Below are 19,714 nucleotides of genomic sequence, written 5' to 3'. Positions count from 1 at the left end.
CGCGCTTTCCAAGTACGAGAATTCGGGTGCGCATGGCACAGACCCTCTCCCCGGCGCACCTCCACTGTCAAGAGCGTGGGATGCGCGTCTCACTATTTGAGCCACCGTGCCCGCCGGGGAGTGCTGTGCCGGTGCGGGGCGCCACGCCGCCGGAGACCGCGTGGGCGGACACGGCCGGACCCGGGACCACAGGCCCGCCGACCCCTGCGGCGGCGCTCTCGGAGGCGGGGCCGGGCAGCGCGGAGGGCGTGCCGGCCAGGGCTGGAACCCCGGGCTGCGATCCCCCGGGAACTGCCCTCGCAGGGCTCGCGGGCCCGGCCGCCGAGGACTCCGCCGCCGGGGATACGGGTGCCGCAGAGGCCGTGACGGCCGGTGTCGCGGCCCCGTGGCGCACGGCCCCGGACACCGCCGGCACCACGACCGCGGCGGCGAGCGCGCCGCCGCGCAGCACGGACACGGCGGCCCCGTCCGGCACCGGGTACTCGCCCCGGACCAGGGCGCGGCGCAGGCGGTACTCGTCCAGGGCCCCCGAGAACGCCATGCCCTGGCCGTGGGTGCAGCCCATGGCGCGCAGTGCGAGCACCTGCTCGGGCACGTCCACCCCGTCGGCCACGGACTCCATGCCCAGATCGCCGGCGATGCGCAGCAGGCCCGCCGTGATCTTGTGCAGCCTGGCCGATTCGACGACGCCCTCCACCAGCCCGCGGTCGAGCTTGAGGACGTCCACGGGGAGCCTGCGCAGGGCGTTGATCGCCGCGTAGCCGCTGCCGAAGCCGTCCAGGGCGATCCGGACGCCGAGCTTGCGCAGGGCGGTGAGCCGCTGCTCCAGATCGTCGAAGGAGATCCGCGGGTCGCTGTCCGCCAGCTCGATGACCAGACCGCCGGAGGGGAGTTCGTACCGGGTGAGCAGCGCCTCGACCGAGCCGAGCGGCAGGGACCTGTCCAGCAGCCGGCGGGCCGGGATGCGGACGGACACGGGGGCGAGATGGCCCTGCCGGGCCCTTTCGGCCGCCTGCCGGACGGCCTCCTCGAGCATCCAGCGGCCGAGTTCCGCGGTGCGGTCGTGCTCGCCCCGCATGCCGTCGCCGCGCCCTCCTTCGCCCCGCATGCCTTCGCCCCGCATGCCTTCGCCGCGGCCGCCGTCGCGCGCGCCGTCGCCGCGGCCGCCGTCCTCCGCGACGCGCAGGAACTCGGCGGGGGTGAACAGGATGCCCTTGGCGGAGCGCCAGCGCGGCTGGGCCGCGACGGCGGCGACCCGGCCGGTGGACAGACTCACCACGGGCTGGTGCAGCAGGGTGAACTCGCCGTCGTGCAGGGCGCTGCGCAGACGGGTGGCCAGCTCCGTGCGGCGTACGGCCTCGGCCTGGAGCTGGGGCGCGTACAGCTCGACCCGGTTCTTGCCGGCGGCCTTGGCGCGGTACATCGCGAGGTCGGCGTTGCGCATCAGGCTGGTGGAGCTGATTCCGGGCTCCGCGAAGGCCACACCGATGGAGGCGGCCACCCGGACATCGTTGCCGTCGATGCGGTAGGGCTGGGAAAGGGTCATCCGCAGCCGGTCGGCGATCTCGCACACCTGGCGCTCGCGCGCGGCCCGGTCGCGGCCGCCGTCGCCGACGATGAGGGCGGCGAACTCGTCGCCGCCGAGCCGGGCGGCGGTGTCCGCGGCCCGGACGGAGTCGGAGAGCCGGCGGGCCGCCTGGATCAGCAGTTCGTCGCCCGCCTGGTGGCCGAGGCGGTCGTTGACCCCCTTGAAGCCGTCGAGGTCGATGTAGAGCACGGCCGTGCCGGGGTCGCCTGAGCGGCGTCCGGTCAGGGCCTGGCGGACCCGCTCGGTGAACAGGGAGCGGTTGGGCAGGTCGGTGAGCGGGTCGTGCTCGGCGTTGTGCTGCAACTGGGCCTGCAGGCGCACCCGCTCGGTGACATCGCGGCTGTTGAAGATCAGGCCGCCCTGGTGGCGGTTGACCGTGGACTCGACGTTGAGCCATTCGCCGCTGCCGGACTTGAAGCGGCACTCGATCCGGGTGGTCGGCTCCTCCGCGGGGTGCGCGGCGAGGAACCGCCGCACCTCGTGGACGACGCGCCCCAGGTCTGCCGGGTGGATGAGACTGGCCAGCTCGGAGCCGATCAGCTCGTCGGCGTCGCGCCCGTAGACGCCGGAGGCGGCGGGGCTGACGTACCGCAGCACTCCGGTGGGCGCGGCGATCATGATGACATCGCTGGACCCCTGGACCAGGGAGCGGAAGTGGTTCTCCTTCTGGGCCAGTTCATGGGTGAGGGCGATGTTGTCGAGCAGCATGATGCCCTGCCGTACGACCAGGGCGAGCACGACCGCGCAGCCGGTGAGGACGACGACCCGGTCGACGCGTCGGCCCTCGATCACGTTGTAGAGGATCCCGAGGGTGCAGACCGCCGCCGCGAGGTACGGGGTGAGGGCGGCCAGCGAGCCGGCGATCGGGCGGCTGGGCTGCCGGGGGCCCCGCTGGGCCGCGGCGCTCTCCTGAGGCTGCAGCGGGCGGCGCGGGCCCCATGGGGCGTAGGCCAGCAGCAGGGAGCCTGCGAACCAGCCCGCGTCGAGCAGTTGTCCCGAGCGATAGCTCTCCCGCAGCAGCGGCGAGGTGAACAGCGCGTCGCACAGGACGGTGAGGGCAAAGGCGGCGATGGCCGTGTTGACGGCGGAGCGGTTGGCGGCCGAGCGCTTGAAGTGCAGCGCCAGGACCATGCTGACGAGCACGATGTCCAGGAGTGGGTAGGCGAGGGAGAGTGCGGCGGGGGCCACGCTCTGCCCCTGCACCTGGGCCGTGTGCGCGAGGGCGAGGCTCCAGGACAGGGTCAGCAGCGAGCCTCCGATGAGCCAGGCGTCCAGGCTGAGGCAGACCCAGCCGGCCCTGGTGACGGGGCGCTTGGCGAGCACCAGCAGGCCGACGATGGCCGGCGGCGCGAAGCAGAGGAAGAACAGGTCGGCCACGGAAGGGCTGGGCACTTCGCGGCCGAGCACTACCTCGTACCAGCCCCAGACGCCGTTGCCGCAGGCGGCCATGGCGGAGGACAGCGCGAACAGCAGCCAGGCCGGCCGGAAGCGGCTCCGGTGTGTGCGCGCGTAGACGTAGCAGGAGCCGGCTGCGAGCAGGGCGGCGGCGCTCAGCCCGAAGTCGCCCATGATCAGAGCCAGTGTGGGCGACCCCCAGCCGAGGGCCGCGCCGACGCCGTATCCGGCGCACAGGCCGGCCAGCAGAAGCTGCAGCACGCCCCTGCCGGCGACGCCCGCCCCCGGGCCGCCGGGCACGCTCCGCCGCGCCACGAGCGCCCCCGGGGCGCTCATCGCCGGCCCCCTGTGGCGACCGGCTTCCACTGCCCCGGGCGACGGTGGCGACGGTGCGCCACCGGGGCCGGACAGGGCCGCGGCTCGAATCTGCGCGTCGGTGCGCGCGAGGGTCGCCGTCGGCCGCCTCGCCGCGTCGGATGGTTGGTCCAGTGGCCGTGCATCGCCCGTCGCCCCCCTCGATCTCTGATCGGCAGTCAGGTCGCTTGCCGGTACCGCCCCATGCCGGTGCAGCCCCCGTCGGGACGATACACCAGGACCGTCACTCTGGGACATAGGTCCTCTACTCTGCGTGACGGCGATAGGCATTTTAGGCACGCAGCGCATTCGGGTGATTTCACACAGTGTCCGGACGGGGTGTGCGGGGGGCAAGTGCCGGGGGTGACCTGCGATGACGCTGAGTGAGACAGCCGTCCCAGCGGCGTGGGCTAGGTCGTGAGCAGCACGTTGGACAGAGGTTCGGCCGCGGCGAAGCGAGTGAGCTGAGCCGCCAGCAGACGCTTGGCGCGGGGCCAGAACGCCGAGGTGGAGCCGCCCACATGGGGACTGATCAGCACTCCGGGCGCATGCCAGAGCGGATGTCCGGAGGGCAGCGGCTCGGGGTCGGTGACGTCCAGGGCCGCGGTGATGCGCCCGCTCGCCGTCTCGGCGAGCAGCGCCTTGGTGTCCACGACCGGGCCGCGAGCCACGTTGACCAGCAGCGCTCCGTCCTTCATCCGGGCCAGGAAGTCCGCGCCGGCGAGGCCCCGGGTGGCCTGGGTGAGGGGCGTGGAGAGGATCACCACGTCCGCCTCGGGGAGCAGCGATGGCAAATCGGCGAGCGCGTGCACAAAACCGCGCGCCGTGTTGCGCTCAGAGCGCGCGATGCGCGCCACCCGCGCGCATTCAAAGGGTGCGAGCCGGTCTTCGATGGCCGCCCCGACGGAGCCGTATCCGACGATGAGCACGGACTTGTCGGCGAGGGCGGGATAGAAGCCGGACCGCCATTCCTCCCTGTCCTGGCCGTGTACGAAGCCGGGCAGGCCGCGCAGAGAGGCGAGGATCAGCGCAAGGGTGAGCTCTGCGGTGGACGCCTCGTGGACTCCCCTGGCATTGCACAGGCGCACGCCGGAGCGGAGTGCGCCGAGCCCCGGCTCCACATGGTCGATGCCCGCGGAGAGGGTCTGGACGACCTGTACGGACGACATCCGGGCCAGCGGCCGGACGGCGACCTCCATGGGCTTCAGATAGGGGACGACATAGAAGACGCAGTCGGCGGGGTCTGCGGGGAACTCGTCGCCGCCGTCCCAGAAGCGGTAGGTCAGGCCCGTCGTGGCGGGGTCGGGGAGGCCGGCTGTCTCGTCGGCCGCGAAAGGCATCCACACATCCGAAGTCATGGCCCGAGGCTATGCGAAGAGTGATCAGGTTCATTGGTTACTTTGGGGTGCGGCCAAGGGAGGGGTACGGGGAGTTGGAGCGCAGGACAATCGGTGCGGCAGCCCTCGAGGTGGGCGCGATCGGGCTTGGCTGTATGCCGATGAGCTGGGCGTACAGCAGCTCCCAGCAGCGTGGGGACCGCTCGCTGCGCACAGTGCACACCGCGCTGGACGCCGGCTCGACCCTGCTCGACACGGCCGACATGTACGGCCCCTTCACCAATGAGCTGCTCGTCGGCCGGGTGCTCCGGCAGCGGCGCCGCGACGCCTTCGTCTCCACCAAGGTGGGGCTGCTGGCGGGTGATCAGCATGTGGTGGCCAACGGCAGGCCCGGCTATGTCAAGCGCGCCTGCGACGCCTCACTGCGCCGCTTGCAGACCGATGTGATCGACCTCTACCAGCTGCACCGCGCGGACCCCGAGGTGCCCGTCGAGGAGACCTGGGGGGCGATGGCCGAGCTGGTGGGCGCCGGGAAGGTGCGGGCGCTCGGGCTGTGCGCGGTGGGTGCGCGCGCCGCACGCCGAGCGGGCACTGCGGGCGGCGGCCGCCCCGGGGCCGAGCGGGCGGGCGGCAGGCCGGCCGGGGCGCGGCCCGACCTGTACGAGCAAACGATCCGTCAGCTCGAACGCGTCCAGCAGGTCTTTCCGGTGAGCGCGGTGCAGGCCGAGCTGTCGGTGTGGTCGCCCGAGGCGTTGTCGCGGCTGCTGCCCTGGTGCACGGCGCGCCGAGTCGGCTTTCTGGCGGCGATGCCGCTGGGGAACGGCTTCCTCACCGGCACCCTCACCCCCGGCCAGGGGTTCGAGCCGGATGACGTACGCGCCCGGCACCCCCGGTTCACCGCCGAGATGATGGCGGCGAACCAGCCCATCGTGGCCGGGCTGCGGCGCATCGCGGAGCGGCACGGACAGGGCGCGACCCCGGCCCGGGTGGCGCTGGCCTGGGTGCTGGCGCAGGGCCCCGACGTGGTGGCCGTGCCGGGTGCGAAGCGTGAGGAGTGGGCGGCGCAGAACGCGGGTGCGGCGGCACTGCGGCTGTCCCCGTACGACCTGGCCGAGATCGCGGAGCTGCCCGCGGCCCGGGGATCCTGGGACTAGGGATCGGGGATCGGGGATGCTGGAAGCAGGCGCCGCTGCCCCGGGACGGGGAGCCGGGGATCCCGGGACCGGGCAGCGCAAGAGGTTGCGATCTTGTAAGAAGGAGCGGACAGCGTGATCGCCCCATCGGACGCCGAAGTGCGCCCGGGCCACGGCAGTGCGCCCCCGGGCCGTCGAAGGGATTGCCAGCCGTGAAACGTCCTGCCGTGACGGCCGTGTGCGCCGCCGTGCTCATGCTCTCCGCCGGATGCTCCTCCGGGGAGGGCGGGGAGCCGTCCGGCGGGCAGGGGACGGCGTCGTCCGCCGCGGCCGCCCCCTCGCCGTCGGCGACGCGGTCGGGCGCGTCCCCGACGGCGCCGCCCGACAAGGGCTCCGTGACCGTGGTCTCCACCCTCACCGAGGATCTGGCGTCGCCCTGGGGGCTGGCCGCGCTTCCCGGCGGCGATCTGCTGGTGAGCTCCCGCGACGAGGGGACGATCACCCGTGTCGACGCCGAGACCGGGGAGAAGACCCTGCTCGGCTCGGTCCCGGGGGTGGCTCCCGGCGGCGAGGGCGGACTGATGGGGCTGGCCGTCTCGCCCGACTACGCCTCGGACCGGATGGTGTACGCCTACTTCACCACGGCGTCGGACAACCGCATCGCCCGCATGCTGTACGACGAGGAGAAGCCCGCCGGGCAGCAGCTCGGCGCGCCCGACACGGTTCTCCGGGGCATCCCCAAGGGCACTGTCCACAACGGCGGCCGGATCGCCTTCGGCCCGGACAAGATGCTGTACGCGGGCACCGGGGAGACCGGCGACACCGGACTGGCACAGGACAAGGAGTCCCTCGGCGGCAAGATCCTGCGCATGACCCCGGACGGCGACCCGGTGCACGGCAACCCGGAAGCCGACTCGGTCGTGTACTCGTACGGGCACCGCAATGTGCAGGGGCTCGCCTGGGACTCGCAGAACCGGCTGTGGGCGGCTGAGTTCGGGCAGAACACCTGGGACGAACTCAATCTGATCGAGCCGGGCGGGAACTACGGCTGGCCGGAGGTAGAGGGCAAGGGCGGCGAGCCCGGTTTCGTCGACCCGGTGGCGCAGTGGTCCACCGACGAGGCCTCCCCCAGCGGCATCGCCTACGCCGAGGGCTCGATCTGGATGGCGGGCCTGCGGGGCGAGCGTCTGTGGCGCATCCCGCTCGCCGGCACGGAACTCTCCGCCGACCCCCAGCCGTTCCTCCAGGAAGAGCACGGCCGCCTGCGCACGGTCCTGTCGGCAGGCGGGGACACGGTCTGGCTCGTCACCAGCGAGACGGACACCCGAGGCACGCCCGAGGCGGGGGACGACAAGATCCTCCGGCTGGAGGTCGAATAGGGGGAACCGTTGTTCAACCTCATCGAGGAGCTCTTCGCACCGGGCCGCCGGCACACGGACGAGGAACGCAAGCGGCTGGAGCTGACGAAGGCCGACGTCAACGACAACGACCCCTCGCGCGGGCCGATAGACCTCGCCTCCGGCAGGGTCACGATCCGCGTCTCACCGCAGGACCCGCCCCCGGACCGGCCGCGGGACCCGACCCCGGACCGACCGCGGGACCGCCCTGCGGAATCGCCGCAGCCGCCTCGTCCGTGAAGAGCCGCAGGCGGTGGGCCACCGCCGCGGCCTCCCCGCGCCCCGAGACGCCCAGCTTGGCCAGGATGTTGGAGACATGGACGCTGGCCGTCTTGGGGGATATGTAGAGCTCCTCGGCTATCCGTCGATTGCTGTGGCCGGCCGCGACCAGACGCAGCACGTCCCGCTCGCGCGGTGTCAGCCCGAGGGTCTCGGCCGATGTGCCGCCGTCCGCCGCGGAGGCGTCCCCCTCGGCCGCCGGCCCGGGACTCCGGGAGAGCGAGATGCGGGCTCGCCGGGCGAGCAGGGCGATGTCCTCGGCCAGCGGGCGGGCGCCCAGCCGCTGCGCGGTGTCCCACGCCCGGCGCAGCAGTCCGGCCGCCTCCTCGCGGGACGGTTCACCCGTGGCGGACGACTGGAGCAGTGCCTCGGCCCGGCGGCGGTGTACGGTCGCCAGCTCGTAGGGGCGGTCCAGACCGTCGAAGGCGGCTGCCGTCTCGGCCCAGTCGGCCGCGGTGTCCTCACCGTCGGCGCGCGCCAGTTCGGCGCGGACCCAGCGTTCGTACGCCTGCCAGACCGGGGCGGAGGTGGCCAGTCCCTTGAGCGACGCGCGGATCCGCTGCAGGGCCTCGGCCCGGTCCGCCTCCGCGGCGGGCAGGCCGCGGGCGTCGGCTTCCATGGTCGCGGCGGCGCGCAGCAGCGGCCAGGCGTAGCGCTGGGTGCCGGGCGGGAAGCCGGCGTCGACGGCGCTCTGGAACGCGGCGCGGCCGTCGAGGACCCGCCCTTCGGCCGCGGCGAGGCAGACCGCTATCTGGGCCAGCGGGATGGTGGACTGCGGCATGGGGCTGTGGGGCCCGAGATGCCCGCGGGCGGCGTCCAGATGCCCCGCGGCGGCGGTCAGGTCGCCGCGCGCCAGGGCGAGCTGGGCGAGCTTCACAAAGCCGTGTCCCCGGGGCATGGTGCTCTGTGCGGTGTGCAGGGCGCGCCGGCCCGCGGCGGCCGCCTCCTCCCAGTGCCCGAGCGACTGGTGGGACTCCGAGAGATTGCCGTGGATCCAGGCCTCGGTGTCCAGCAGGCCGTAGTGCCGGGACAGCTCGACGCCTCGCTGGAGGATCGCCACCGCTTCGTGCGAGCGGCCGATGCCTTCGAGCACGGACGGCAGATTGATGTGGGCGCGCCCCGTGGGCAGGGGGAGGCCGAGGGCGACGACCCGCTCCTTGACCGCGTACATCTCGGCCAGCCCGCCCTCGGTGTCGCCCGCGTCGACCATCAGGACGCCGAGGGTGAGGCGGGCGCGCAGCTCGATGTCCTCGTCGCCGACCATGTGCGCGTACTGCACGGCCTGCTCGGCGGCGGTCAGACTGGTCGGCCCGGGGTCGTGCAGCATGCCCCAGGCGGCGGCCTGGGCGAGGACCTCGGCATGGACGGCGGACGGAGGCAGCCCGCGGACCAGCTTCTGGGCGGTCGCCAGCTCCGCCCATCCGTCGCCGCGCCCAAGGGCGGAGACCAGCCGTGAGCGCTGGACGGAGAACCACGCCGCGCGCAGCGCATCGTCTTCCGCCTCGGCCAGCCGCTGGCCCCGCTTGGAGATCTTCAACGCCCGCTCGCGCTCGCCGCAGAGCCGGCCCGCGACGGACGCCTCCGCCATCAGGTCCAGATACCGCAGCGGGGTGGTCGCCGGGTCGCAGCCGCACGGCGGGTACACCTCCGCCTGGTCGACGGGGCGCAGCCGGCCGCGGACCTCTTCGGGTGCGCCGTCCCACAGTTCCATCGCACGCTCCAGCAGCCGCAGTTGCTCGGCGTAGGCGTGGCGCCGCCGTGCCTCGACGGCGGCTTCGAGGACGGCCGGCAGGGCCTTGGCGGCGTCATGGGCGTGGTACCAGTAGCTGGCGAGCCGCATGGCCCGCTCGTCCGCCCGGACCAGCGACGGATCGGCCTCCAGTGCCTCGGCGAGTCGGCGGTTGAGCCGGGAGCGCTCGCCGGGGAGCAGGTCGTCGCTGACGGCCTCGCGGGCCAGCGAGTGCCGGAAGCGGTAGCCGTCCCCTTCGGAGGCGGACTGGAGGATGTTCGCGCCGACGGCGGCCCGCAGGGCCTCGATGACATCGTCCTCGGGCAGTCCTGCGACGGCGCAGAGCAGCCCGTGCTCCACGGTGGAGCCGCCTTCGGCGACGACGCGGACGATGCGCTGGGCGGCCTCGGGGAGCGCCTCGACCCGGACGAGGAGGATGTCGCGGAGCGAGTCGGGCAGACCGCCGGGGCAGTCGTCCGCCAGGCTGCTCGCCAGCTCCTCGACGAAGAAGGCATTGCCGTCGGAACGCTCGAAGACCCGGTCGACCAGGGTTTGTTCCGGTTCGGCGGCGAGGATGCCGGCGAGCTGGCGGCGGACCTCCGCCCTGGTGAATCGGGGCAGCTCGATGCGCTGGACGGTGCGCATCCGGTCGAGTTCGGCGAGGAACGGGCGCAGCGGGTGGCGACGGTGGACGTCGTCCGAGCGATAGGTGGCGATGACGACGAGCCGGCCGCGGCGCAGGGTGCGGAAGAGGTAGGCGAGGAGGTGGCGGGTGGAGGCGTCCGCCCAGTGGATGTCCTCCAGAACGAGCAGGACCGTGCGGCGGGCGGCGACGCGCTCCAGAAGACGCGAGGTGAGTTCGAAGAGGCGGGCCATGTCCTCTTCGTCCCGCCGGACGCCGTGGCGGCGGGGGGCCTCCCCCAGCTCCGGCAGCAGCCGGGCGAGCTCGCCCTCCTGGCCTGCGGCGGCCTCGGCGAGCTCCTCGGGGAGCCTGCGGTGCAGGGTGCGCAGGGCGGTGGAGAAGGGCGCGAACGGCAGCCCGTCCGCGCCGATCTCCACACAGCCGCCGACGGCCACTACGGCGTCGCGGCGGCAGGCGTCGGCGATCAGCTCCTCGACCAGGCGGGTCTTGCCGACCCCGGCCTCGCCGCCGAGCAGCAGCAGCTGCGGCTCGGCGGCGGAGCCCGCGGTCTCCGGGGCGTCCCCGGAGGCGCGGGTCAGCGCAGCGGCGAGCGCGGTCAGTTCGGCGGCGCGGCCGACGAACACCGGGCTGACAGACCTGTTTTCCACGTTGCCGAGCATCGCACAAGGGTCTGACAGCGCACCGCGCACGTCCGCATGCACGACGGCGCGGGGGTCAGCCGACATGTCCGCACGCACGACGGCGTGCGGGTCAGCCGGCGGGTCGGCGCGCATGTCGGCGGGCCCGCCAGGCGGCCCGTCAGGCGGCCCGTACGAAGCTGCGGTTGTCGGGTGCCACCCGCCCCTCCCCCGCGTCTCCGGCACTTCCCCGCCCCCGCGCACGGGACGTGCGGGCCTTCCGCGCCTGCCGGGCCAGCCGCTCGGCGTCGGCCTCCCGGATGAGCTGGTCGCGGCGGTGCCGGTGGAGTTCGTAGTCGAACATGGCGTATCCCCCTGGTGACGAGATCTGCGATCGGCTGCCACCGGTGTCGGTGACGCCTTCGACTCTCGTCGGGAAGGGGGGCGGGACGCATCGGGAAGGTGCCGGATTCCTGGGCGGCGGGGGGCCTTAGGCGGGAGCGGGGGCATCAGTGCGCGGGCCTAAGGCGGTGGTTTCTCCCCTCCGCTCCCCGCCCCTTCCCGGAACTGGGGGCTCCGTCCCAGCCCCCCCCGCATCGCCTCCATCGCCGGCGGGGTTTGATTCCGTCCCGGTGCGCGGGGTGCGGGGCGGAGCCCCGGTCAGGAGGGCCGCCCGCGCCACTCGTCCGCGAGCAGGGACCAGATCTCGATGTCCTGCCGCTCACTCCGGTACGCGTACTGCTGCCGCAGCACACCCTCGCGCGTCATCCCGAGGCGCTGGGCGACCTTGATGCTGGGCCGGTTGGCCGCGGAGACGTACCACTCCACGCGGTGGATGCCGCGTTCTTCGACGGCCCAGTCGATGAGGACGCGGGTCGCGTGGGTGACGAGGCCGCGGCCCGTGGCGGACGGCTCCAGCCAGCAGCCCGCCTCGCACACGCCCTGGGCTGCGTCGAAGTTCGGGAACAGCACGCCGCCGACCAGCGTGCCGTCGAGCCATATGCCGTAGATCCGGCCGGTGTCCGCGGCCTGTTTGTCGGCGTAGCGCTGCAGGTGGGCCCGTGCGGAGTCGAGGTCGGTGACGACGTCGGGCAGTCCGACGTACCGGCCTATGTGCTCGCGTCCGCGGTCCATGTGGGCGAGGAACTCCTCGGCCCGCCAGGGTTCCAGGGGACGCAACTGTGCCTGGTCGTCGCCGAGCGACACCGCGAACATGCTTCTCCTCAGCCGGGGTTACTGCACGAGCTGGCCTTCTTCGCTCGCGCGCTGTCCCGGGATCTTCGCATGGCCGCCCGCGACGCAGTCCGGGGGCTCGATGCTGATCCTGGGCAGCCGGCGGTCGAGCCAGCGCGGCAGCCACCAGTTCGCGCCGCCGAGCATGTGCATCAGCGCGGGCACGAGCAGGGTGCGCAGCACGAAGGCGTCGAGTGCGACGGCCGCGGCGAGGGCGATGCCGAACATCGCGATGACCCGGTCGCCGCTGAGCACGAAGGCGAGGAAGACCGAGATCATGATCACGGCGGCGGAGTTGATCACACGGCTGGTCTCGGCGAGGCCGACCCGTACGGCCCGCCGGTTGTCGCCGGTCTCCAGCCACTCCTCGTACATCCGGCTGACCAGGAAGACCTGGTAGTCCATGGAGAGCCCGAAGAGCACGGAGACCATGATGACCGGCAGGAACGGTTCGATCGGCCCGGCCGCGCCCAGTCCGAGCAGCTCGCTGCCCCAGCCCCACTGGAAGATCGCGACGACGATGCCGAAGGAGGAGGCGACGGCGGCGATGTTCATCGCGGCGGCCTTGAGCGGGATGCCGATGGAGCGGAACGCGAGCAGCAGGAGCAGACAGCCCAGTGCGATGACGACGCCGATGAACAGCGGCAGCTTGCCGATGATGATCTCGGCGAAGTCGTCGTAGCTCGCGGTGAGGCCGCCGACGTACACGTCCAGGGAGGTGCCGTCCACGGCGTCGGGCAGCACATCGCCGCGCAGCCGGTCGACGAGGTCGCTGGTGGCTTTCGACTGGGGTGCGGAGTCGGGTATGACGGTGAGGACGGCGGTGTCGCCGCTGCCGTTGTAGGCGACCTGGCCGACCGACTCGACGCCCTGGGTGTCGCGCAGCGTGTCGGCGAGCTTGTCCATGGCGACCCGGTCCCCGGCGCCGTCGAGGTCTCCGACGAGGGTCAGCGGCCCGTTGACGCCCGGCCCGAAGCCGTCGGCCAGCAGGTCGTACGCCTGTCGGGTGGTCGCGGAGGCCGGCTTGTTGCCCTGGTCGGAGGTGCCGAGGTGGAGCGAGAGCGTCGGCAGGGCGAGCACCGCCATGACGACGGCGGCGACGGCGCCGAGCAGCTTGGGGTGGCGCTCGACGAACGCGGACCAGCGGGCGGCGAAGCCGGTGGGCAGCTCGGGCTGCGGACCGTGCTCCGCGAGCTGGCGGCGCTCGCGGCGGCTGAGCGCCCGCATCCCGATGAAGGACAGCAGAGCGGGCAGCAGCGTCACCGAGGCGGCGACCGTCAGCACGACGGTGAGCGAGGCGGCTATGGCGACGCCGTTGAGGAAGCCGAGCCGCAGGATGAGCATGCCGAGCAGGGCTATGCACACGGTGGCGCCGGCGAAGACCACGGCCCGGCCGGTGGTGGCGACGGCGTTGCGTGCCGCCTCCTCCACCGTGAGTCCGCGTTTGAGGCCCCTGCGGTGCCGGGTGACGATGAACAGCGCGTAGTCGATGCCGACGCCGAGGCCGACGAGCAGCCCGAGCATCGGTGCGAAGTCGGCGACCGTCATCACATGGCCGAGGAGCTGGATGCCCGCGTAGGCGGCGCCGACGGACACCAGGGCGGTGGCGATGGGCAGAGCGCTGGCGGCGAGCGAGCCGAAGGCGAGGAAGAGGACGACGGCGGCGACGGCGATGCCCACCATCTCGGCGGTGTGCCCGCCGGAGGACTCGGTCAGCGCGATGGCGCGGCCGCCCAGCTCGACCTGGAGCCCGTCGCCCTCGGCGGCCTTCGCGGTGGCGACGACCGCCTCGGCCTGCTCCTTGGGGATGTCGTTGGCCTGGTCCTCGAAGGCGACCGTGGCGTAGGCGGTGTGGCCGTCCGCGCTGACGCGGCCCTGGCCGTCGCTGCCGTACGGGCTGGTCACGGAGGCGACGCCGGGGAGCTGCTCGACCTCTTCGAGCATCCCGGAAGCGCGCTCCTGCACGTCGGCGGCGCGCACGCTCCCGCTGTCGGTGTGCCAGACGATGGTGTCGCTGTCGCCGCCCGTGCCCGGGAAGCCCTCCTGCATCAGGGCCGAGGCGCGGCCCGACTCGGTGCCGGGAACGTTGTAGTCGTTCGAGTACGCGGATCCTGTGGCGCCCGCCGCTGCCGCGACGCCGACGAGGGCGAGCAGCCACAACAGGACGGTGGCGAGTCGGTGCGAGATGCACCAGCGGGCGATGGAGGCCAAAGGACTAGCTCCCTGGGTCGAATGGGGATCTTCACCAGGGAACAGCCTGGAAAGAACTCATGACCTACGGGAAGCCACTCTGGCAGCGATTAGTGATCCTTTGTCCGTTTCGTGGCGTTACTCACAAGGGGCTGCCGGGGGAACTCAGCCGGAGACGCTGGGGCGGCCGTTCTCGATGTGCCCCATCAGGCGGCGGCGGAAGGGTTCCCCGCCCTCCACGGTGACCTCGACGTCGTACCAGCCGTGCGCGTCGGCGGCCGAGTGCACGATGCTGCGGCTGCGGCCCGGCTTGACGGTGATCCGCCGGGTCCAGTCGTCCAGGTCCGCGTCGTCGACATAGCCCAGGGGGCGCACGGTGAAGGTGATCGGCGTCCGCCCTTCGTTGCGCAGTGTGACGTGGAGGTCACGATCGTGGTGGTCGACGCGTGAGGAGACCTCGGCGGGGCTGTGGACGCTGCCGGCGAACTCGCGGCGGAAGCCGTTCGGCCCGGTGACCGTGAAGCGGTAGCAGTCCCCGGTGAGGGGCACCCTCCATTGCGCCCTGCGCCGTACCTGCTTGTGCTGGGGGACGGCGAACTCGCCCGCGTACGGATAGAGCGCGAAGGGCACGGTCGAACGCCCGGTGTTGCTCAGCGCGACGGTGAGGACACGGCCGCGGCCCTCGCGGCCGTGGCCGCCGTCGCCGTCGCCGTCGCCGTCGCGGTCGCGGTCGCGGTCGCGGTCGCGGTCGCGGTCGCGGTCGAGCCTGCCGTCGGCGTCCGGCTGGTACGGCAGCGGGCGGGCGAGGCGTACGCCGGGCTCCTGGACCGGCATGTTCTGCACCGGCGGGGGCGACGGCCGCCAGCGCCCGGTGAACGGCGGGATCTGCCCGGGGCGGGCCACCTCCGGCTGCGGCCTGCCGCGCCGGAAGTCGAAGGCCGAGGTCAGGTCGCCGGTGACCGCCCGCCGCCATGGCGTGATGTTGGGCTCCTCGACACCGGTCCAGCGCTCCAGCAACCGGATCACCGAGGTGTGGTCGAACACCTCCGAGCAGACGTACCCGCCGACCGACCAGGGCGAGACGACCAGCATCGGCACCCGGATGCCCAGCCCCGTCGGCAGGCCCTGCCAGCGCTCGTCCTCGTGCCCCGCGGCCGGCACGGGAGGCGGGACGTGGTCAAAGAAGCCGTCGTTCTCGTCGTAGTTGATCAGCAGGACGGTGTGCCGCCACACCTCGGGGTGCGAGCCGAGGGCGTCGAGCACCTTGTAGACGAGGGACGCGGAGGCGACCGGCGAGGACGCGCCGGGGTGCTCGGAGTCGACGGCGGACGGCACCAGATAGGACACCTCGGGGAGCGTGCCCGCCGCCACGTCGGCGCGGAAGGCGTCGGCGAGCGTCCCGCTCTCCACCCGGCGCAGCCCGCGTTCGAAAAGCGAGCGCTCATGGGGGTCGAGCGTGGCGACCCCCTTCTCCAGGGCCTCCAGCAGCCGCCGGCGCTCGGCAGGGTCCTCGGCGGCCCGCACGGCGGCGTAGAAGGCCTCCATGTAGGTGAAGTCGCCGGCCCCGGCCAGCGCCTTGCGCGCGATCTTCTTGAAGACGGTGAAGAACTCGATGTTGTTGTCGGTGAAGTTCTCCCACTCCGTGTACGTCTTCCAGCTGCGCCCCGCGCGCTCCAGCCGTTCCGCGTACGTCGGCCAGGGGTAGCCGGGATGGGTGTCCTCGTCGTACGCGGCGTTCGTGACCGCACGGCTGCCGTCGGCCTCGTATCCGGTCCAGCCGCTCCACAGATGGTTGCGATTGGGGCTGGTGGAGGTGTGGGTGGAGGAGTGGTAGGCGTCGCAGATGGTGAACGTGTCGGCGAGTTCGTAGTGCAGCGGCAGATCACGCCGGTCGTAGTACGCCATGGTCGCGGCGGTCTTGGCGGACACCCATCCGTCCATCCAGCCGTCGCGCCACGCCCTGGCCCCGCCGCTCCAGGAGTGGTCGAGGTCGCCGATGTACTGGAGGTCCTTGTGCTGCGCCTCGGCGGCCTCGCGCACGGGGAACGGCAGCACGACGCCCCGGGGGCCCGGCTGCTCGAAGACCGGCTTCCCCGAGGGCAGCTCCACGGCGTTGCGGTCGGAGAATCCGCGTACTCCGCGGAGGGCGCCGAAGTAGTGATCGAAGGAACGGTTCTCCTGCATCAGGACCACCACATGGCGCACCGCGCGAAGGCCGCCCGCCGGGGGCTCGGCGGCGAGCGCATCCCTCAGAGACGGAGGCAGCGCCGAGGCTGCGGCAGCCGCGCCCAGCGCGCCCGTGCCCAGGGTGAGCAGCCGCCGCCGTGACAGTTCCGTGGTCAAGAGAGCCTCCCGCTGAAAGGTGTTCCGGCGGGACGCTAGAGGGGCCGGATGTCCTGCGGAAGACCCGCGGACGGCGCATCGGTGAACGCCCACCGGCCCGCCCCAAGCGTCCAAGCCGACGCCGCGGGCGGCGCCCCGCGCAGGTCAAACCCCGGGACCCGCGGACGGGTGCGCGCGGTCGTCCGGCTGCACATCGAGCATGTCGACGGCGGCGGTGAGGCGTTCCTCCCGCCGCGCGGAGGGAGGAAGGAGGCATGAGGCCATGGCGGCCCCCCGAACCTGTGTATTGGCCGATGTGCGACACCGTTGTCAGCGACGGCTGGCACGATGGCGGGTATGGACTACAGGGGGACAGACCAACGACATGCGTTAGCGCCGCATGACGCGGCGGAGTTCGCCCGGTCGCTGTTCGAGGCGTCAGGGCTTTGGCAGGGGCAGAGACCGGTGCCCCTGCTCACCCTCGACCCGAGGGCCTCGCTCGCGGAGCGGCGGGAGTCCTTCCGGGGGGTGTACGACGCGATCGTGGACCGAATCGGCGAGCCGACGCTCTACGGCGGCTCGGCGCACGGCCCGAACATCCGCTGGCGGGACGCCGGGAGGGTGCTGCTGCTCTCCGGCGACCGCCATCAGGTGCAGCTCTCGCTGCACGACACGGAGGCGCTGGAGGACCAGGAGCGCAGGACGTTCGCCTGGGGCGGGGCCTGGTCGGCCGATGAGCCGCACGACTTCGAGTATCTGCCGTACAGCTGGCAGCTCGACCGCGGCGGCCCGGGCGAGCGCCCGCTGGAGCCGCCGGGAGGCCGCCGCGCCACCTCGCTGGAGCACTTCGAGCGCGCGCTGTCGCTGCTGCTCTCCGCCTGGGTGGAGCAGTTGTCGGTACAGGTCGGCTGGGACTGGGCGAGCTTCTGCGTGACCAGCGGAGCGGACCGGGGCCGGCAGCTCCTGGTGTCGTACAGCCTGGAGGACGGCCTGCATGTGTCGATCGACGACCGGGACGGGGAGGACACGGCGGAGCGCGCGCTGCTGATGACCTCCCGCGGCTGGCAGAGCCGCGACCGCGGCTGGTGGCAGGCGGACTTCCCCGACCCGGACCGCGCGGACGCCGCCCTGCTGGCCCGTCTCGCCCTCACCGAACTCAGCGCCCGCGGCACCCGCTCCCCGGACCAGCTCCGCGCCCGCGACGTGAGCTGCAAGGACCGCGGCGAGATGTGGCTGCCGGGGCTGGGCATACGGCACTGAGGCCGCCGGCCGGGGCGGTCGCCCCCGCCGGCGGAGGCATAGGCCCAGGCGCGGGAAGAAGCCTGGGCCGCGTCGCGGCGCTACGCCGCGCGGGCGCCCGGGTGCTGTCCGGCGCCCGGGTGCTGACGCACACGGGTGCTGGACGCGCACGGGTGCTGGACGCACACGGGCTCGCACTCGCCCCCGGGTTCGTCGAGATGCACGGGCACAGCGACCCGGCGCTGCTGTGGGACCCGGCGCAGGCGAAGACCGCGCGGGGCGTGCCCAGCCGGGCCGTTGCACACTCTTCGGCGCCGTGAGGTCACCTGGGTCGCCCCATCGCCTTCTTCGGCTTCTTCGGCCGCCGGCGGCCGGGGGGCACCCTGGCGGGGATCCCCAGCACCGCGGAGAGGCGCTGAGCCGCGTACTCACGGTTGACCAGTGTCTGCCTGCGATGGGCCTCCGGCAGCTCCGGCATGGCAAGCAGCCGGTTGCACGCCTGGTGGGAACCCCGCCAGTCCCCCACCCAGTACGCGCTGATCGAGAACTCCATCAGCAGCCCCCACCTGTACACCCAGGGACTCACGAACAGCAGGTCGTCCGGAACGGGCCGGTTGAGTCCGGCGCAGGCGAAGGCGTGCGCGGTCCTGTAGCGCCCCATGGCGCGCAGCCGTGAACACAGTTCGTAGCAGGCTTCGAGACGGTGGGGCCGGGTCTCCCAGGCCCGCACGAGCGCGTCCATGCCGCCCGCCCAGTCTCCCGTGTCGGCTCTGAGGATTCCGGTCTGGAGCAGCGAGTAGTAGACCTCTTCCGGCCAGCCGCCCATCGTGGCGCGGCGCTCGTAGAGGGCGATGGCCTCTTCCGCGCGGCCCATGTCACGCATGGTCTGGGCCAGATAGAAGACGGTGCGGGTGTTGTCGGGGTCACGCTCGAGTTCGGCGCTCAGCAGCCGCGCGTCGCGCTCGAACTTGTCCTGACGCGACCCTCCGTCGGCGTGGTCCACGACGACCAGAGCGTCGAGGTTCGCCTGGTCGGCCTGCTCGTCGGTGGTGAGGTACTCGTGGGTGACGCCTTCGTAGCGCCAGGCGATGTCGCCCCTGACCAGCCGCTTGATGCGGTATTCGAGGGCGCCTTCGTGCCGGAGCATGTAACCGGCGGCCGTGAGCGGCGGCAGGGGGCCGTTCTGCCGGATCTCCAGGTCGGCGTCGAGCAGAAGCAGGTAGTCGGCCCTGCCGCGCGCATGACCGATGTTGAGGCTCCGGTTATGGCCGAAGTCGATCCACGGCTCCTCGTAGAGCTCCCCGGGGATGCCCCTGAGCGCGCTGCGGATCAGCTCCTGCGTGCCGTCCGTGGACCCCGTATCGGAGATCACCCAGGTGGTGATCAGGTCACGGACCGATGAGAGACAGCGTTCGATCACCCCGGACTCGTTCTTGACGATCATGCAAAGGCAAATGGTCGGCTTCACGTCATCACTGATCCCCGCGTGGTTGTGCGGGCGACCTTAGGAACCGGCAAGCGCCCGAGCGGTCCGGCACGCCGATGCGTCCTCCCTTTGGACAGCCCACAGGCAGCCGCTGCGGCGAACGTCCGGCGCGCCTCCCACCACGCCCCCCAATACCGCCAAACCATGACAAACGGTACGCCCATGCGTATNGCGCCCGAGCGGTCCGGCACGCCGATGCGTCCTCCCTTTGGACAGCCCACAGGCAGCCGCTGCGGCGAACGTCCGGCGCGCCTCCCACCACGCCCCCCAATACCGCCAAACCATGACAAACGGTACGCCCATGCGTATGCGGACGGCACAGGCGGCCAACAGCAAGGACCGGCTGCCCTCATCAGGCCTCCGCGCGGCCCCGCCGGCAGTGCAGGCGCACAGCCTCATCCGCCGCAAGGGCCCGCGACCGACACCTCGGGCATGAACAGCTCGAGCTCAAGAAAGCAGGTCACTTCATGAGTCCTGACCGCAGGACTGCATCCCGCCTCGGCCCGCTTCCGAAGCGGCGCAGGTGGCTCGCCGGCGGCGCGGCCACATCGCTGGCCCTCGTCATGCTGGGCATGGCCAGCCCCACCATGGCGATGACGCCCAGCGCCCAGTCGTCCCACGTCGTGGACGACCCGACCGCGACGGAGAACGACAGGTGCGTGGTCTCGGCGAGCGCCCTCGGCGCGACCGTGGAAGGCGGGGACCGCTGCAAGGGCAAGATCGGGCCCACGGGTCCGACCGGCCCCACCGGACCCACCGGCCCCACCGGACC

14 protein-coding genes and 1 pseudogene are annotated in these 19,714 nt (G+C 72.6%); 7 read left to right on the top strand and 8 right to left on the bottom strand.

Annotated features, from left to right (window positions below):
• Window positions 1-67: 67 nt before the first annotated feature.
• Together QCN29_RS28595 and QCN29_RS28590 are read right to left on the bottom strand one after the other, a co-directional pair.
• Entirely contained in the window at window positions 68-3,319 is a 3,252-nt protein-coding gene (locus tag QCN29_RS28595) for a putative bifunctional diguanylate cyclase/phosphodiesterase (RefSeq protein ID WP_279931795.1), read from the bottom strand.
• 428 nt (window positions 3,320-3,747) lie between these two features.
• The gene (locus QCN29_RS28590) at window positions 3,748-4,695 is read right to left on the bottom strand and encodes a 2-hydroxyacid dehydrogenase (RefSeq protein ID WP_279931793.1); all 948 of its coding nucleotides are present in this window, start codon (window positions 4,693-4,695) and stop codon (window positions 3,748-3,750) included.
• Between the two features lie 74 nt (window positions 4,696-4,769).
• On the opposite strand from QCN29_RS28590, the gene QCN29_RS28585 reads away from it, so the two are divergent.
• The 3 genes from QCN29_RS28585 (at window position 4,770) to QCN29_RS28575 (ending at window position 7,444) form a co-directional block, all read left to right on the top strand.
• Complete coding sequence (locus QCN29_RS28585; protein WP_279931792.1) at window positions 4,770-5,828, top strand: aldo/keto reductase; 1,059 nt, start codon at window positions 4,770-4,772, stop codon at window positions 5,826-5,828.
• 206 nt (window positions 5,829-6,034) lie between these two features.
• Window positions 6,035-7,186: a PQQ-dependent sugar dehydrogenase gene (locus QCN29_RS28580; protein WP_398860163.1), complete on the top strand. Its 1,152-nt coding sequence runs from the start codon at window positions 6,035-6,037 to the stop codon at window positions 7,184-7,186.
• A gap of 9 nt (window positions 7,187-7,195) precedes the next feature.
• Window positions 7,196-7,444, top strand: a complete 249-nt coding sequence (locus QCN29_RS28575; RefSeq protein WP_279931790.1) for a DUF6191 domain-containing protein — start codon at window positions 7,196-7,198, stop codon at window positions 7,442-7,444.
• Here the strand turns inward: QCN29_RS28575 and QCN29_RS28570 are convergent.
• From QCN29_RS28570 to QCN29_RS28550, 5 genes are all read right to left on the bottom strand, one after another.
• Window positions 7,335-10,514, bottom strand: coding sequence for a helix-turn-helix transcriptional regulator (locus QCN29_RS28570; RefSeq protein WP_279931789.1), 3,180 nt, complete (start codon window positions 10,512-10,514; stop codon window positions 7,335-7,337). The genes QCN29_RS28575 and QCN29_RS28570 overlap by 110 nt on opposite strands.
• Before the next feature lie 139 nt (window positions 10,515-10,653).
• Window positions 10,654-10,836, bottom strand: coding sequence for a hypothetical protein (locus QCN29_RS28565; protein WP_279931788.1), 183 nt, complete (start codon window positions 10,834-10,836; stop codon window positions 10,654-10,656).
• Window positions 10,837-11,132: 296 nt separating this feature from the next.
• Window positions 11,133-11,687 (bottom strand): GNAT family N-acetyltransferase, encoded by a 555-nt coding sequence (locus QCN29_RS28560; protein ID WP_279931787.1) that lies wholly within the window; start codon window positions 11,685-11,687, stop codon window positions 11,133-11,135.
• A gap of 18 nt (window positions 11,688-11,705) precedes the next feature.
• Entirely contained in the window at window positions 11,706-13,916 is a 2,211-nt protein-coding gene (locus QCN29_RS28555; protein ID WP_279931786.1) for an MMPL family transporter, read from the bottom strand.
• Window positions 13,917-14,060: 144 nt separating this feature from the next.
• Window positions 14,061-16,238 carry a phosphocholine-specific phospholipase C gene (locus QCN29_RS28550; RefSeq protein ID WP_279931785.1) on the bottom strand — a complete coding sequence of 726 codons (2,178 nt, stop codon included), beginning with the start codon at window positions 16,236-16,238 and terminating at the stop codon, window positions 14,061-14,063.
• A 48-nt stretch (window positions 16,239-16,286) separates the two neighbouring features.
• Between QCN29_RS28550 and QCN29_RS28545 the strand changes: the two genes are divergently transcribed.
• From QCN29_RS28545 to QCN29_RS28535, 3 genes are all read left to right on the top strand, one after another.
• Entirely contained in the window at window positions 16,287-16,496 is a 210-nt protein-coding gene (locus QCN29_RS28545; protein WP_279931784.1) for a hypothetical protein, read from the top strand.
• Window positions 16,497-16,682: 186 nt separating this feature from the next.
• Window positions 16,683-17,477, top strand: coding sequence for a hypothetical protein (locus QCN29_RS28540; RefSeq protein ID WP_308295475.1), 795 nt, complete (start codon window positions 16,683-16,685; stop codon window positions 17,475-17,477).
• Window positions 17,447-17,776, top strand: a complete 330-nt coding sequence (locus tag QCN29_RS28535; RefSeq protein WP_398860142.1) for a hypothetical protein — start codon at window positions 17,447-17,449, stop codon at window positions 17,774-17,776. Before QCN29_RS28540 ends, QCN29_RS28535 begins: the two co-directional genes overlap by 31 nt.
• A 2-nt stretch (window positions 17,777-17,778) precedes the next feature.
• Here QCN29_RS28535 and QCN29_RS28530 read toward each other — a convergent pair whose 3' ends face one another.
• A complete protein-coding gene (locus tag QCN29_RS28530) occupies window positions 17,779-18,900 on the bottom strand; it encodes a glycosyltransferase (protein WP_279931782.1) in 1,122 nt (373 codons plus the stop codon).
• Window positions 18,901-19,409: 509 nt separating this feature from the next.
• Between QCN29_RS28530 and QCN29_RS28525 the strand changes: the two are divergent.
• Window positions 19,410-19,714: pseudogene (locus QCN29_RS28525) on the top strand (hypothetical protein); the annotation flags it as partial.

The sequence above is a fragment of the Streptomyces chengmaiensis genome (genome assembly GCF_029846775.1).
Taxonomy (GTDB): Bacteria; Actinomycetota; Actinomycetes; order Streptomycetales; family Streptomycetaceae; genus Streptomyces; species Streptomyces chengmaiensis.
Note: the sequence above shows the minus strand (reverse complement) of the source record. Positions and strands in the feature narration are given on the sequence as shown.